At 42.8% G+C, this 14,186-nt stretch carries 17 protein-coding genes; 16 read left to right on the top strand and 1 reads right to left on the bottom strand.

Translation table 11 applies throughout. The features are described from left to right. Positions 1 to 102 precede the first annotated feature (102 nt). The 11 genes from DN748_RS11565 to DN748_RS11515 all read left to right on the top strand — a co-directional run bounded on the left by DN748_RS11565 (position 103) and on the right by DN748_RS11515 (position 10,245). Positions 103 to 759: a hydrolase gene (locus tag DN748_RS11565; protein WP_112371975.1), complete on the top strand. Its 657-nt coding sequence runs from the start codon at positions 103 to 105 to the stop codon at positions 757 to 759. A gap of 63 nt (positions 760 to 822) precedes the next feature. Beyond that, positions 823 to 1,182 carry a nuclear transport factor 2 family protein gene (locus DN748_RS11560; protein ID WP_112371974.1) on the top strand — a complete coding sequence of 120 codons (360 nt, stop codon included), beginning with the start codon at positions 823 to 825 and terminating at the stop codon, positions 1,180 to 1,182. 13 nt (positions 1,183 to 1,195) lie between these two features. After that, the gene (locus tag DN748_RS11555; RefSeq protein ID WP_112371973.1) at positions 1,196 to 2,074 is read left to right on the top strand and encodes a pirin family protein; all 879 of its coding nucleotides are present in this window, start codon (positions 1,196 to 1,198) and stop codon (positions 2,072 to 2,074) included. Positions 2,075 to 2,086: 12 nt separating this feature from the next. After that, positions 2,087 to 3,892: an amidohydrolase gene (locus DN748_RS11550; protein WP_112371972.1), complete on the top strand. Its 1,806-nt coding sequence runs from the start codon at positions 2,087 to 2,089 to the stop codon at positions 3,890 to 3,892. 169 nt (positions 3,893 to 4,061) lie between these two features. Next, positions 4,062 to 4,472, top strand: coding sequence for an OsmC family peroxiredoxin (locus tag DN748_RS11545; protein ID WP_072317526.1), 411 nt, complete (start codon positions 4,062 to 4,064; stop codon positions 4,470 to 4,472). Positions 4,473 to 4,490: 18 nt separating this feature from the next. Further along, a complete protein-coding gene (locus DN748_RS11540; protein ID WP_072317525.1) occupies positions 4,491 to 4,862 on the top strand; it encodes a nuclear transport factor 2 family protein in 372 nt (123 codons plus the stop codon). A gap of 108 nt (positions 4,863 to 4,970) precedes the next feature. After that, positions 4,971 to 6,389, top strand: a complete 1,419-nt coding sequence (locus tag DN748_RS11535; protein ID WP_072317524.1) for a gluzincin family metallopeptidase — start codon at positions 4,971 to 4,973, stop codon at positions 6,387 to 6,389. Between the two features lie 65 nt (positions 6,390 to 6,454). Continuing rightward, positions 6,455 to 6,775, top strand: a complete 321-nt coding sequence (locus DN748_RS11530) for a MoaF-related domain-containing protein (RefSeq protein WP_072317523.1) — start codon at positions 6,455 to 6,457, stop codon at positions 6,773 to 6,775. A gap of 79 nt (positions 6,776 to 6,854) precedes the next feature. Continuing rightward, the gene (locus tag DN748_RS11525) at positions 6,855 to 7,769 is read left to right on the top strand and encodes a pirin family protein (RefSeq protein ID WP_112371971.1); all 915 of its coding nucleotides are present in this window, start codon (positions 6,855 to 6,857) and stop codon (positions 7,767 to 7,769) included. A gap of 31 nt (positions 7,770 to 7,800) precedes the next feature. Continuing rightward, entirely contained in the window at positions 7,801 to 8,820 is a 1,020-nt protein-coding gene (locus DN748_RS11520) for an LLM class flavin-dependent oxidoreductase (RefSeq protein WP_112371970.1), read from the top strand. Between the two features lie 69 nt (positions 8,821 to 8,889). Further along, positions 8,890 to 10,245 (top strand): alginate export family protein, encoded by a 1,356-nt coding sequence (locus DN748_RS11515; protein WP_112371969.1) that lies wholly within the window; start codon positions 8,890 to 8,892, stop codon positions 10,243 to 10,245. Positions 10,246 to 10,291: 46 nt separating this feature from the next. On the opposite strand, the gene DN748_RS11510 is transcribed toward DN748_RS11515, so the two are convergent. Then, positions 10,292 to 11,173 carry an NmrA family NAD(P)-binding protein gene (locus tag DN748_RS11510; protein ID WP_112371968.1) on the bottom strand — a complete coding sequence of 294 codons (882 nt, stop codon included), beginning with the start codon at positions 11,171 to 11,173 and terminating at the stop codon, positions 10,292 to 10,294. Positions 11,174 to 11,246: 73 nt separating this feature from the next. On the opposite strand from DN748_RS11510, the gene DN748_RS11505 reads away from it, so the two are divergent. The 5 genes from DN748_RS11505 to DN748_RS11485 all read left to right on the top strand — a co-directional run bounded on the left by DN748_RS11505 (position 11,247) and on the right by DN748_RS11485 (position 14,177). Next, a complete protein-coding gene (locus DN748_RS11505; protein WP_112371996.1) occupies positions 11,247 to 11,624 on the top strand; it encodes a winged helix-turn-helix transcriptional regulator in 378 nt (125 codons plus the stop codon). A 108-nt stretch (positions 11,625 to 11,732) separates the two neighbouring features. After that, complete coding sequence (locus DN748_RS11500) at positions 11,733 to 12,296, top strand: Crp/Fnr family transcriptional regulator (RefSeq protein ID WP_112371967.1); 564 nt, start codon at positions 11,733 to 11,735, stop codon at positions 12,294 to 12,296. Positions 12,297 to 12,438: 142 nt separating this feature from the next. Next, positions 12,439 to 13,110, top strand: a complete 672-nt coding sequence (locus DN748_RS11495) for a type 1 glutamine amidotransferase domain-containing protein (protein ID WP_112371966.1) — start codon at positions 12,439 to 12,441, stop codon at positions 13,108 to 13,110. Positions 13,111 to 13,178: 68 nt separating this feature from the next. Continuing rightward, positions 13,179 to 13,481: a putative quinol monooxygenase gene (locus tag DN748_RS11490; RefSeq protein WP_112371965.1), complete on the top strand. Its 303-nt coding sequence runs from the start codon at positions 13,179 to 13,181 to the stop codon at positions 13,479 to 13,481. Positions 13,482 to 13,523: 42 nt separating this feature from the next. Beyond that, positions 13,524 to 14,177 carry an NAD(P)H-binding protein gene (locus DN748_RS11485; RefSeq protein WP_112371964.1) on the top strand — a complete coding sequence of 218 codons (654 nt, stop codon included), beginning with the start codon at positions 13,524 to 13,526 and terminating at the stop codon, positions 14,175 to 14,177. Positions 14,178 to 14,186 lie beyond the last annotated feature (9 nt).

The raw sequence follows: 14,186 nt of genomic DNA, 5'->3' as shown, positions 1-14,186 counted from the left end.
CAAAGAACGATTTGGACCAAATGGGCCAAGTTTATTTAATTTTTAACAACGTCCCAATTTTAATGGGACACTAGTGAAAAAACATTTAAAAATTCAGACATTATGAACAAAACACCGAAAAGCGGACTTGAAGGACTTCTTCGACCGGAAGATAGCATCCTGGTATTAATCGATCATCAACCGTATCAGTTTACCAACCTGAACAGCCATGAACCGACCATGGTCATCAATAATGTGGTCGGTTTTGCCAAAGCTGCAAAAGTATTTAACGTACCCACTATTCTTACTACAGTGATCGAAGAACGCGGAGGGTATATCATGAAAGGACTACAGGATGTATTCCCTGAACAAAAGCCCATCAACAGGACCTTTATCAATACCTGGGAGGATCCCAAGGTCACGGATATCGTAAAAGAAAGTGGACGCAAGCAGTTGATCATAGCAGGGCTATGGACGGAAATATGTGTGGCCATGCCCGCCATTCAGGCAGTGGGTGAGGGTTATGACGTCTTTGTGGTCACCGATGCCAGTGGATCCACATCCGTCGAAGCACATGATATGGCCGTACGTCGAATGACTCAAGTGGGCATTGTGCCCATCAATTGGATTGCCGTGGTCTCTGAATGGCAACGTGACTGGGCCCGTACGGAAACAGCAAGCCAACTCTCTGATGTCCTCTTTGATCATGGAGGGGCGAGCGGTATTGCCCTGGCATGGGAGTTACAACTTTTGGCTACACCTGTACAGGAGGAAAACTAACAAGAGATATTACCGGTCCCGATCTATCCCGGGGCCGGTTGTTCTTTCACCAGAATAATTGCTATGGGAGATACAGTACTTGCTTCCGTTATGGAGGAAAATCTGAAAAGAGTTTGGAACGAAAGAGACAGTGCCATTCGGCTGAAAGCCATTGAAAAACTATATGCCAGTGATAGTGGTCTCTTTCATGTGGGGCATCAGACCTATGGACATGAAGCTACTAATAATAGTGTCACCGGGGTTTTAAAGCAAATGCCGGAAGATTTTGTCTTTCATCTGTTAAAACCCGTGGTTATCAATAATGATATCGGACGGTTGATCTGGGGCATAGGCCCTGCAGGAAAGCCTCCGGTGCAAACGGGAATGGATATTGCTGTTTTCCGAAACCAAAAAATACAGGCACTTTATGTGTTCCTGGATTAAACAAAAATAAACTATGAAAAAGAGAACCAGTTTTTCAACACCGGGACACCGGGCCGATATAGGAGATTTGACGATCAACAGGATATTGCCCAACAGGTATGCGGATGCCGTCGGGCCCTTTGTCTTTCTGGACCATATCGTGCCCCGGCATCAGCCTGCGGTTATGGACAGCGGTACAGGAGCACATCCGCATCGGGGAATCGCCACACTGAGTTATATTATAGCAGGTGAAGACGAACATTTTGACAGTGCCGGGAATTATGCCAGGGTCTATTCCGGAGGTATCCAATGGATGAAAGCCGGTAATGGAATTATCCATGACGAGACGTTGAATGTCGATTCTCAGGCCGGAACCCATCATACTCATGCTTTTCAGTTCTGGATTAACCTTCCTGCGAAGAACAAGGCCGAAAAGCCGGAATATCTGGCAATCCAGGCCAGTGAGGTCCCTCGAAAAGTATTACCTGATGATGGAGGCTGGATCAAGGTGATCGTGGGCGGATATGAAGATCTGCATTCGGCCATACCGGATTATTCTACCCAATTCATATATCATATCCACCTGGAGGCCCGAAAGGGTTTTACGATATCCATCGAGGAAAACACAGAGGTAGCCGCCTTTTTGCCCACAAAAAACGCCGTGGTTAACGGTACGGAATTCGAAGCCGGGGAATTCGTGGAATTTGACAGGGATAAAGGTGAAATTACTATGGAGAACAAACTTGATGGCGCCATAGATGTGATTGTATTCGGGGGAGCGCCCTACAACGAGCCCATTGTGGCCGAAGGCCCGTTTGTGATGAACAGCCGGACTGAGATAGCGGATGCTTACCGGGATTTTTATGCCGGAAAGTATGGCAAAATAAATTATCAAAAAACAAGCTTGACGTAACATTGACATCTTATGAAAAAACTAATCGTCCTTGTGATTGTGATGATCTGCGGTTTTAACAGCAGGGCGCAATCCAATAAACAATTTACCGGAGCCGATATGATTGTATTTAATGCAAAAATCAGTACCGGAAGCCTGACCAGGCCCGGGGCTTCCGCACTGGCTGTAAAAAGAGGGAGAATCTATGCTGTAGGTACCGATGAAGAGATATTAGAGCTCAAAGATAACAACACCAGGCTTATCGATGCCGGTGCAAGACGGCTGATACCGGGAATCAACGATGCCCATACGCATATACTGAACGAAAGGAGCTTCAACTACAATGTGAGATGGGAAGGTGTGCCCACACTAAAGCAGGCATTGGACATGTTGAGGGTGCAGGCAAAACGAACTCCTGAAGGGCAATGGGTGAAAGTGATCGGAGGCTGGTCGCCATACCAGTTTGAAGAAAACCGCTTGCCAACCATCGAGGAGATCAGGAAAGCAGTTCCGGACAGACCTGTCATTGTTCAGTATGCATACAACCGTGCTTATTTAAATGATCTGGCCATGGAAGCTTTCGGAGTAGGAACGGATAAATTCCCAGATTCTCCGGGAACCATTTTTGAAAAGGACAAAAACGGAAAGTACACAGGTATTGTACATTCCTATACATTTACTTTTGCGGCTCTGGAATTAATGGTTCCACAACCTTCAGAAGAAGAGCAAATAAGCTCCATTGCCAATGCTATACACCATATGAACCGTTTCGGAGTTACTACAGCCGTAGACGCAGCAAGCATTTATGGTTATCCGCATGGTCATACCCCTATACAACAGCTGGCAAAAGAAAATCGGTTAAACATAAGAATGCCATTCATTGATCTTCAATTTGGTGACACAAGTAGTCCCAGTTTGGTAGACGCACAGATTAATACCGTAACAAGAAAATCTCCTATAAGCCCGGGAGAAAATATGCATCCAACCCTGGCACATGGTCATGAATATGAAGGAACAGGTGAGATACTCAGATTGGAAATACACGATCATGAGAATTTTGACAGGCCTGCGGTTATTATAGATGAAGAATTAATGCAGCAATATATAAAAGAAGACATCACAAAACTTGTAGGGAAAGGGATCCCCTTTCGTTTGCACATTAGTTATAACGAAAATATCACACCATTCCTGAACGCCTTAGAAGCTATAAATGAAGAAACACCTTTGGATGGCTTGCGCTGGAGTATAGAACACGCCGAAACGATTTCCGCTGATAATATCGCCAGGGTAAAAAAACTGGGCGGTGGGATAGCTCTGGATATGAAGATGGCCATGCATGGGGATGGATTTATAAAAACATACAGTGTAGAGAAAGCACAACAAACCCCGAGATTACGACAATTGGTAGACAGCGGAATTCCACTTGCGATCACTACGGATGCCTTTAGGGCTTCATCCTATAACCCGTGGATCGGTATGAGCTGGATGACGACCGGGAAATCGGTTTCGGGGTCCGAAATACTGGCGAAAGATAACCGGCTCACCAGGGAGGAAGCCTTGAAGCTGGTTACGGTCGGCCCCACCTGGTTTGAAGATCAGGAGGGCGAAACAGGTAAAATCGTTCCGGGGTATTTCGCCGATTTTACGTTGCTGGACAAAGATTATTTCACTATTCCTGATGAAGAAATAAAAACGATCTCCTCCGTATTAACAGTAGTTGACGGAAGAGTGGTTTTCGGAGCAGAGGACTACAGCGAACTGTCTCCGGAATTGCCTGGAACACTTCCGGAATGGTCGCCTGTAAAATATTTCGGGGGGTATTATAATGCAAAGAACTAAAACCAGTCTGAAAATCATACTTTATAATGCTGTATACACCAGATATGCAGTGCCAGTTTAATTATCAAATAAAATTATAACCATCGTTAGTTTGTAAACGACGGGATGGCAGAAAGTCGGGAGTCCGAAGTCGCAAACTACCAACTAAGAACTAAAAACTAATAAACTAATGAAAAAACAAGCAACAGCCGTATGGAACGGCACAATCAAAGAAGGTAAAGGACACCTTAGCTCACAGAGCGGAGTTTTAAAACAAACGCCTTATACTTTTGTTTCCCGTTTTGAAAACGGAACAGGAACCAATCCGGAAGAGCTTATGGCAGCAGCACATGCGGGCTGTTTTACTATGAAATTAAGTGCAGATCTCACCACGGCAGGCTATCAGCCGGAGGAACTGACCACGACCTCAACGATCACATTAGATAATGGTGTTATCACAAAATCTGACTTGGTTCTGACTGCAAAAATTACCGGAATTACGGAAGAAGAATTTCAAAAAATGGCAAAATCTGCGGAAGAAACCTGTCCTGTAAGTAACGCTCTTAAATTGGAGATTACTTTAAATGCAACTTTAGTGTAAACGGAAAAACAAGGAAAAATGACAAATAAAGAACTCGTTCTAAAAGCAATGAATGAATTGTTCCACGAAAAGGACAACACAGCCATTGAGCGGTACTGGCATGAATCCTATCAGCAACACAACCCGTCGATGATAAGCGGTCATGAAGGACTTAGAAACCTGCTAACTGTTTTAGATGCAGACTTCAAATGGCAACCGGGTATTATCGTGGAAGAAAACGATATCGTCATTACCCATAGTCTGACAAATGGCTGGGGACCTAAACCGGTTATTGTTGTTGATATCTTTAGAATAGAAGACGGAAAAATAGCAGAACACTGGGATGTGGTACAGGAAGAAGTCCCGGTCTCAAAATCCGCTAATGGAAATGCCATGACTTCTTTTTTGTAATAACCCATTAATAAACAGCACAGGCTTAGGGAAATGAAAAAAAACGGTATAATATTAGTCCTTCTATTAACTCTTGGTATTCATTCTTATGCGCAGCAAAAACCTTTTATGGATTACGTGCTCGGCTGGGATGGAGATTCAGCTATATTGGCGGTTGAACTCACGTATGCTGCATCTCAAAAAGACAGTACCGTATTTATATTCGGAGACCCGGGTTTTGGAGGGCAGAATGATATATTTAAAGTTATCCGGAATATTCGTGTTACCCGGCCTGAAGTGGTCAGGATAGACGAAGCGGACAGGCGGATAACCATTTACCACAATGGGGCAAAGAACCATAGGATCACGTATGAGATAGAGGGTTCACTTCCCGTAGATAAACCAACTACCATATCTCTAACCGAACTGTTCAGGCCGGTAATTAGCAAAGGAATATTGACCTTGGTAAACATGCAATTTGACTTGGCTATAACCGACCAAAGTAATCCTTTGGTGTCGTTCAGCTGGCGCAGATATCCGGAAAATTTAACCTATTTCAATTCGGTCGAGCCATCTCAAACTGATCCGTCAAAAAAGCTTATAGACTATTACGACAACCTCTCACAAAAAGTGTACTTCGTGATGGGTGATAATATTGGCGTGCAGGAATACGACGTTCTGGGAATCCCTTACTATGCTGTAACCACTAAGGAAGACAACTATGGAAATGACTTGCAGGAGCGTCTCAGCCCTTTTTTTGAAAGCTATTTCCAAAGCATCCACAGGTTCTGGAACGACACCGAATTCCCGTTCTATTATTTGGCTGTTACGGCGCTGCAAAACAACCAGAAAGAAATAGGCGGGGGTGGGTTTGGGATGAGAAACGGCTTCGTCATGAAGCTGGGAAGAAAATTTGGTACAAGGGACAAGTACGTTACAGCACACGAAACATCGCACACCTGGATTGGAATCAAAATCATTATAGGAGAAAATAGTTTTGACCATCAATGGTTTGGTGAAGGGTTTAACGATTATGCTACAATCATTAATCTGGCAAACAGTAAAATATACGGGGAGGAGGACTTTCTGCATTACTTTAATGAAGAGAACTTCAAAAAGCATTACGAGAGTGCGATCAAAGATGTGCATAACGATTCCATTGCCACAAATTACTGGACAGATTATGCCAACTACGGTGTCCTTCCTTACAGGCGGGGATGCATCTACGCTTTTTACCTCGATAACCAGATCAGGCTGGCTTCGGATGGGAAATTCACCCTTAGGAACATGTTGCTTGACCTGTATGAGCTTAGAAAGGCAAAAAAGAAGGATGAGGTGTTAACCGTAGATGATTTTATTAACGCAGGTGCTGCCTATCTGGACAAAAAGGAGCTGGAAGAACAGATAGCACGTTATATGATAGCAGGACAACCCATTGATTTCGAGGGTGTAAAAACCATTCCCGAATTTAATGTTGAAGTCCATAATAATATACCGAAGCTAAGCTTGGCAGCGCATGCCGATCTGTCAAAAATATATAGGTGGTAATGACAATGCTACGGCACTTTCGCCACTTAAAACTAATAAAACTATTGTTCTAAACAGATTTAAAAATGAAAAACAACCTAACGGGTAACAGGTATATCATGGATGTAGGCGTTTTGAAAACCGAACTCTTTTTTGAAACGGATGAAACTATGGTTTTTACAGTTATAGAAGGAGGCGGTTTAACCAAGAACGGGTATTCGGAAAGTGTGAAAACTACCATAGCAGAAATTCGGCCACAGGTATACATGGTGGCATGGAAAGAAAAATCCGGGGCAACGGTAACCCATGTGGAAGACCATGAGAACGGGATTATTTACAGCAATGCAACCTTGCCCGACGGAAGTTTTTATACAATGAAAGGAACCGTAAACCCTTTAGAAGATTAAGGGAAACCGGGCACCATAATTCCAGGATTACCAGTATAGCGTATGTATATGATTTCTCATTGTCGATAATTTATTGCTTATGTTAGATATTGTTATAGAAGCCAGGCAGGCCGAACTTTCAGCAGGTTTCACCGTTAAGCGGATCCTGCCTTACAGGCTTAGGAGGATGATAGGCCCTTTTATTTTTATGGATCATGGAGGCCCTGTGAATATACCGGTAGCCTCGGACAGTAGTCTTGATGTATTACCACATCCGCATATCGGTCTGTCTACCGTCAGTTATTTGTTTAGTGGGAATGTGACCCACAGGGATAGTCTGGGTGTAGAACAGGTTATAAAACCCGGGGAGGTCAACTGGATGACTGCCGGCAAAGGGATTACGCATAGTGAACGTTTTGAAGACCCGGCCATGCTGGCTGGTGGCGAGCTGGAAATGATACAGACATGGGTGGCGCTTCCTGAAAAGGATGAAGAAAGCGATCCTTCCTTTGAGAACTACAAATCGGAACAATTGCCCATTTTTACCGATACAGGTGTTTGGATGCGCCTGATTGCAGGAGATGCCTATGGTTTGAAAAGTAACGTAAAAACACATTCTCCCTTATTTTATGTGCATGTTGTGCTACGGCCAGGCATTCGTTTTGGGTTGCCTAAAGGACATAGTGAACGCGGGGCATACCTTGTTCGGGGGCGTGTTGAAGTAAATGGAGTTACGTACAAACCGGGACAGTTATTGGTGTTTACCAAAGGCGTTGATCCGTTGATCATAGCCAAAGAACCGACTACTTTGATGATGCTTGGTGGCGAACACCTGGGGGACCGGTATATCTGGTGGAACTTTGTTTCCAGCAGAAAAGACAGGATTGAACAGGCAAAGGAAGATTGGAAACAAGGGCGCATTGATTTACCTCCAATGGATAGTGAGGAATATGTACCCTTACCTGAAGATAAAAGCAAACCTGCAGGGGGACCTCCGCCGAATGCGCTTTCCTGAGCAATATGTGTTTAACTAAAATCAGAAAAAAATGGAAATAGGAATCGATAGTTTTGCATCGGCCATGTATGGCAGCAATCTCGGCAGTGCAGATGCCATGGAACAGTTACTGGACCGGATAGTCATTGCCGATGAGGCAGGCCTTGATGTTTTTGGTATCGGGGAGCATCATAAAAAAGAATTTCTGGATTCGGCGCCGGCGGTAATTCTTTCTGCTGCGGCTGCCAGGACCGAAAATATCATCCTGGGGAGCGCCGTTAAGGTTTTAAGTACGGATGATCCCGTACGGGTATATCAGAATTTTGCAACGCTTGATCTCATTTCAAAAGGAAGGGCAGAACTGGTTGTAGGCCGTGGTTCGGCCATCGAAGCGTACCCTCTCTTCGGGTATGACCTTAAGGATTATGATGCGCTTTTTGTGGAAAAACTGGAATTATTTCTCCAGATACGAGAGCAGGAATATGTAACATGGTCAGGAAAATTCAGACCGGCTTTAAATAACCAGCCTGTTTACCCGAGAGCCTTTCAGGAAAAGCTCCCGGTATGGCTGGGTGTAGGTGGCACACCGGCTTCCTTTATACGGGCAGGTTCTTTGGGACTTCCCTTAATGGTAGCTGTCATCGGCGGGGAAACGGAACGCTTTCGCCCCCTGATAGACCTGTACCGCGAAGCAGGGGCCCAGGCAGGGTTTTCGCCCGGGCAGTTAAAAGTGGGGTTACACTCACCGGGCTATGTGGCACAGACCAGTGAGCAGGCCGTTGCAGACTACTATCCGGGTTATGCCGAACTATGGACCAAAGCAGGTAAGGAGCGTGGCTGGCCCCCGGTAACGAAAGCCGGCTTCGAAGCCTTAATTGCGCCTAAAGGGGTGTTGGTGGTTGGCGGCCCGGAAGAAGTTGCCGAAAAATTATTACGGCACAGTGAAGCGCTGGGCGGAATTGACCGGTTTACTTTTCAGATGGATAATGCCGGATTAACTCATAGACAATTGATGCAATCCATTGAACTGATTGGCACAAAGGTTATTCCGCTTATTAAAAAATCAAAATAATAAAAATGTAAAACCTCCGGGGAAGCACGGAGGTTTTACATGCTTTCATAAAGCAAAAAAAAATCAATAATGCGCTTTTTGCTCATAGCACTTTTATGTAACTCCTTCCTCGTAACCGCCCAGCAAATTCCCGAATTTCAACAAATGCGGTATAACGAAGATTACTCCGGACTCGAAAAAGATACCGTAAGGAATTGGTATCATCGATTGAAATATAAAAAGATCGGTAAAAATGCGTATGTCAGTTTTGGCGGTGATTTCAAGACACAATACCTGATTATGGATAATGAGAACTGGAATCCGGATACACAGGATAACGATGGTTTTATGCTGACCCGATGGTTGTTTCACGCAGACCTGCACCTTTCTGAAAAGATTCGTGTTTACGGCGAATTGCAGAGCGCCCTGGCAAATAGCAGGGAAGTGCTTGTCCCTGTAGAAGAAAACCCGTTAAAACTTCATCAACTTTTTATGGATTATAAGCCATTCCAGGAAACTCCTATCACATTCCGCCTGGGGAGGCAGGAAGTAAGCTATGGCTCTACACGCTTAATTTCTTTAAGAGATGCTCCCAACACCCGCCGTTCATTTGACGGGATTAAAGTACTTTTTAGTGAGGGTAATATAAAAACCGATATTTTCTATTTGCATGCCGTAGTGGATAAAACCGGTATTTTTGATGATGCTTCTTCTCCCGATTTACGGCTTTTTGGAGCATTTTCAGATATTGCCACAGCAAAAGAAGAAATGCATTTCAATTTCTATTTCCTGGGCTTTTATAACAAGAATGCGCTGTTCTATGACGGTGCCGGTACGGAGAAAAGATATACCATCGCGTCCCGGGTCTTTAAAAACCGTGGTACATGGTGGTATGACCTGGAAGGAGGCTATCAGTTCGGATCGATAGGCAGCAGGAGAATATCGGCCTGGAGTATTGCTTTGGCTACTTCGTATCGTTTTACTTCAATAAAATATACTCCGGAAATCGGGCTCAAAGCCGATCTTATCAGTGGCGACAAAGACAATACGGATAAAACACAACAAACCCTGAACACCATGTTTGGCCCCGGGGCCTACTTTGGCATGGCCGCACCATTGGCGCCGAGCAACTTAATGGATATACACCCCGATTTGAAACTCCGTTTTAGTGAAAAAATAACACTTTCCTGTGATTATGCTTTTTTATGGAGATATAGCAGGGGTGAGGGGATTTATCGCCCCAATATGGTGCCGTTTTTTGAGCATAATGACGCTTCTTCCCGTTATATAGGGAGTCAGATCTCCGGTGTTTTTTTCTATAAAGCCAACAAGCATCTCTCTCTGCTTACGGGGTTAAGCTGGTTCAATACCGGGGAATACCTCAGGGAAGTCTCCCCCGGTAAAAATATAACATTCGGATTTGCCAGTGCACAACTAAAATTCTGACGCCTTTTCAGGAAGATAGATAAGACACCTAAATAATAACCCCATTTTAATGGTCTACAGAACGTAATTCCTTTATTTTTTCAATACCTGTTTCATCCATCCACTGTTCAAAGCCTGTCAGCTTTGGCATCCAGGCAGCTATAAATTCGTAATCGATGGGATCATAGCCTTCCTTGTCGATCATTTCAACCAATTTTGCAAAAGTTTCGCTTTGTTGATAAAGCGCTTCTAACGGTACCTGTACAAAATCGATGGGTTGCTTCAACTTCTCTTCCAATAGTTTTAAGACTTGTTTCGGGGTATAAAGTTCCCCTCCGAAATCAACGGTTTTACCGTTGAACGCCTTATAATTCTGAAATATTATTCGTGCAAATGTACCAATGTCATTTGTAGTTATCCAGGGGATTGCCCTGTCTCCGGGTAAGGGGTTGATAAACTTGCCTTCTCCCAGTCCGAAACTTGGTAAAAACAGATTTTCCATAAAAGTGGCGGGTCGTAGTACGGCGCCTTGTAAATTACTTTCTAACAAATATTTTTCGATGGTAAACTTAAATTTTGGCCTGAATAGAGCCTGCTTATCCGAACCGAGAACCGATGAATAAAGAACAAATTTGATGCCTTGTTCTTCTGCTAATTTGATAGTCTGTATTCCGAGTTCCGCTTCTTTCTCATCCGTTTCTTTGCTGGAAACCCATACGGGGGGGAGGACCAGGTAAAGCCCGTTTACTTTTTTAAACAGGTCGCTTAAAGCTTCGATATTTTCTAAATCGCCCTTTACCAAAATGGCGCCTGCCTTTTCTAAATTATGGGCTTCCGAAGATTGCGGATTTCTGGTCAGCGCAAAAACCTCGAAATTATTTTTTAGTAATTCATATACTGCGGCACTACCTTGTTTTCCGGTTGCACCTGTAACTAAGATTCGCTCCATTTTAAAATTATTTTAAGCAAAATTACTTTTAGTATTCAGTAAATTTGTGTTTAGTAACCTCCAGGAAAGTAAGATGGAAAAAAAAATAAAACCCTGTACGGAAAATGAGGAAATCTTAAAACAAAGATTTTTGGCCTTGAGAGATACCCTGGATTTATTAAACGGTAAATGGCGTTTCTGTATTCTTTTAAATTTACATTATTATGAGAAATTGAGGTTTAAGGATTTTTTTGAAGTATCTGAAGGTATCTCGCCTAAAGTGCTAAGTTCAGAACTTACGACCCTGGAAGCTCATCAACTGATCAAGAAAAAACTGGAACATACACCCACACAGGATATAACGTACTATATGCTGACGGAGCATGCCGGGGAAATCTGGACTGTCCTGAATACATTAATTGAATTCGGACTGTCCAATCGTAAAGAGGTGATCAAATCACTATCAGATTAAGATAGAAATTAACCCGGGCCAAAAAATCCATTTTCTAAACGTCACACGCCACGAAATAGATTTCTGAAACAAGCCCCTCATTATAAAATATAACCTCTCTGAAATATTATGGAAAGACTTCGGCAACATATCGAACACATCACTTCTTTAACCAATGAGGAATTTGAATATATCCAAACCCACTTTACCAAAAAGCGCGTATTAAAAAATCAATATTTATTACACGAAGGGGATGACGTGAAGAACGAATTTGTTGTTTTATCCGGGCTTTATAAAGTTTTCTTTTTAGATGAACAGGGCAGGGAATACATCATTCAATTTGCAAAAGAAAACTGGTGGATGAGTGATTATCAGGCATTTTTCCAGGAAAAGAAAGCTACGGTTTTTATTGAATGTATAGAAGCGGGAGAAGTATTGGTTTCCACGTTGGAGACGAGAGAAAAACTTTCTGCTGAATTGCATAAAATGGAACATTTTTACCGGGTAAAACTCACAAACGGATATGTAGCATTGCAGGAACGAATCAAACTATTACTTTCCAGTACACCTCAGGAACGCTATGAGGCTTTCGTAAAGCTCTATCCGGACCTACTCCAGGGTATACCCAAAAAGCTCATTGCCGAATACCTTGGTGTAAGCCGCGAAACCTTGAGCAGACTGTATTCCAGGTAATTATTTCAAGTTTTTAATATTACAAGTGTGACTTCGGTCACACTTTTTTTGTGCGTTGCCTCCTTCCTAAAGGGGAGTGCCTCATCGTACCTTTGATCTATCAAAAGCAATAAAGAAAATAACAATTAAAAATTTGGAAAACATGAGCAAAAAAGTTTTAATTATTGCGTCCAACGCCAATGCAATTGGACCCAACAACAGGAGAACAGGTGTTTTTTTACCGGAAGTAGCGCACCCTTATGCCGAGTTTGATAAAGCTGGTTTTCACATAGACTTCGCTTCTTTAACCGGAGATACACCTTACTTAGATGCATTAGGATTAGCCGGTGATCCCGACAACCTTAAATTTTTAACAGGTGATGGATGGGATTTAATGCAAAAAGCTGCCAGGTTGGAAGATATGGATACCAGTGTATATGATGCTGTTTTTGTTCCGGGAGGATTAGCACCTATGGTAGACATGCCCGAAAACGAATTGTTGAAAAAGGTGATTGTTGACGCCTACGAACGTGGTGCCGTAATCAGTGCTGTGTGTCATGGCCCTGTAGCCTTCCTTAACGCTAAATTGAGCGATGGCTCTTATCTTGTTGCGGGTAAAAACATTTCATCATTTACCACAAAAGAAGAAGACAACTATGCCAGAGCCGATGTTCCTTTCGATTTGCAGGCAGCATTGGTAGCACAGGGTGCCATATTTCATGAGGCAGAACCTTGGCAGGATCAAAGCATTCAGGACGGACGAATTGTTACCGGCCAAAATCCCGCTTCGGCAAAAAGTGTAGGCGAAAAAGTAGTCGCTTTATTAACTGAATAATAATACATTAGAGACAGTTCCTCTCGAACAATCAAGAGAGGAATTGTTTCCATTAAAATTTAAAAGTCATGAACAATAAAACAATCACAACCTTTGCCAAATGGCAGGTAAAGCAAGGCAATTTAGAAGCCGTTATATCACTTTTAAAAGAAGCTGTTGCAAAAAGTTCTGCCGAAGAAGGCAACCTGAAATATGAAGTATATCAAGGCAATGATAACGAAAATATCCTGATGCTTTTTGAAGAGTACACGAATCAGGAAGCATTGGAATTTCATAGAAATTCCGCGCATTTTCAAGATGTAGTCGTTGGAAAAATAATACCGCTATTGGAAAACAGAGAAGTGGTAATCAGTTCACTATTGGACTTTTAAAATAATATTCGAAATAAAGTTATTGTAATAAAAAACAACAAAATGAAAATAGTAGTCATAGGTGCAACAGGACGAGTAGGTCAACGGCTGGTAAATGCATTACTTAACCAAAATCATACGGTGATAGGAACTTCCAGGAAAGCGGAACTTTTGGTAGATTCCCCCAATTTTTCACAGATCAATTTAGATGTATTAAGCAGTGTAAAAGAAATAGAAGAAATGATTCCTGATGATACGGAAGCTATTTATTTTGTGTCGGGTTCAAGAGGGAAAAATTTATTACAGGTTGATTTACACGGAGCCGTCAAAACGATGCAAGCCGCCGAGAAATTGAAGGTTAAGCGATATATCATGCTAAGCTCCGTTTTTGCCTTGCAGCCCAACAGATGGAACGAAAGCTTTTTGCAGCCCTTAACCGATTACAACATTGCCAAACATTATGCAGATCAATGGTTGCTTAGTACAGCCTTAAACTATACGATTTTGCAGCCAGGCACCCTGGAAGAAAAAAAGGGTTCGGGAATGATAAAAGTCAACGTAGAAAATCCGGGAGGAAACGCCATTGAAAATGTAGTAACGACATTGGTTGAAGTATTGGAAAATCAAGCTGCATTCAAAAAAGTCATCACGATGCACGATGGTGAAACTCCTATCAAAGAAGCTATTTCTAAGTTAGAATTTGAGCAACAAAAATAAAAACAGGTA

It is taken from the genome of Sinomicrobium soli, from assembly GCF_003285545.1.
Taxonomy (GTDB): Bacteria; Bacteroidota; Bacteroidia; order Flavobacteriales; family Flavobacteriaceae; genus Sinomicrobium.
Note: the sequence above shows the minus strand (reverse complement) of the source record. Positions and strands in the feature narration are given on the sequence as shown.

Bases quoted from the DNA above. Each gene is read 5' to 3' on its own strand.
- DN748_RS11565 (WP_112371975.1), top strand. From the start codon at position 103: ATGAACAAAACACCGAAAAGCGGACTTGAAGGACTTCTTCGACCGGAA.
- DN748_RS11560 (WP_112371974.1), top strand. From the start codon at position 823: ATGGGAGATACAGTACTTGCTTCCGTTATGGAGGAAAATCTGAAAAGA.
- DN748_RS11555 (WP_112371973.1), top strand. From the start codon at position 1,196: ATGAAAAAGAGAACCAGTTTTTCAACACCGGGACACCGGGCCGATATA.
- DN748_RS11550 (WP_112371972.1), top strand. From the start codon at position 2,087: ATGAAAAAACTAATCGTCCTTGTGATTGTGATGATCTGCGGTTTTAAC.
- DN748_RS11545 (WP_072317526.1), top strand. From the start codon at position 4,062: ATGAAAAAACAAGCAACAGCCGTATGGAACGGCACAATCAAAGAAGGT.
- DN748_RS11540 (WP_072317525.1), top strand. From the start codon at position 4,491: ATGACAAATAAAGAACTCGTTCTAAAAGCAATGAATGAATTGTTCCAC.
- DN748_RS11535 (WP_072317524.1), top strand. From the start codon at position 4,971: ATGGATTACGTGCTCGGCTGGGATGGAGATTCAGCTATATTGGCGGTT.
- DN748_RS11530 (WP_072317523.1), top strand. From the start codon at position 6,455: ATGAAAAACAACCTAACGGGTAACAGGTATATCATGGATGTAGGCGTT.
- DN748_RS11525 (WP_112371971.1), top strand. From the start codon at position 6,855: ATGTTAGATATTGTTATAGAAGCCAGGCAGGCCGAACTTTCAGCAGGT.
- DN748_RS11520 (WP_112371970.1), top strand. From the start codon at position 7,801: ATGGAAATAGGAATCGATAGTTTTGCATCGGCCATGTATGGCAGCAAT.
- DN748_RS11515 (WP_112371969.1), top strand. From the start codon at position 8,890: ATGCGCTTTTTGCTCATAGCACTTTTATGTAACTCCTTCCTCGTAACC.
- DN748_RS11510 (WP_112371968.1), bottom strand. From the start codon at position 11,173: ATGGAGCGAATCTTAGTTACAGGTGCAACCGGAAAACAAGGTAGTGCC.
- DN748_RS11505 (WP_112371996.1), top strand. From the start codon at position 11,247: ATGGAAAAAAAAATAAAACCCTGTACGGAAAATGAGGAAATCTTAAAA.
- DN748_RS11500 (WP_112371967.1), top strand. From the start codon at position 11,733: ATGGAAAGACTTCGGCAACATATCGAACACATCACTTCTTTAACCAAT.
- DN748_RS11495 (WP_112371966.1), top strand. From the start codon at position 12,439: ATGAGCAAAAAAGTTTTAATTATTGCGTCCAACGCCAATGCAATTGGA.
- DN748_RS11490 (WP_112371965.1), top strand. From the start codon at position 13,179: ATGAACAATAAAACAATCACAACCTTTGCCAAATGGCAGGTAAAGCAA.
- DN748_RS11485 (WP_112371964.1), top strand. From the start codon at position 13,524: ATGAAAATAGTAGTCATAGGTGCAACAGGACGAGTAGGTCAACGGCTG.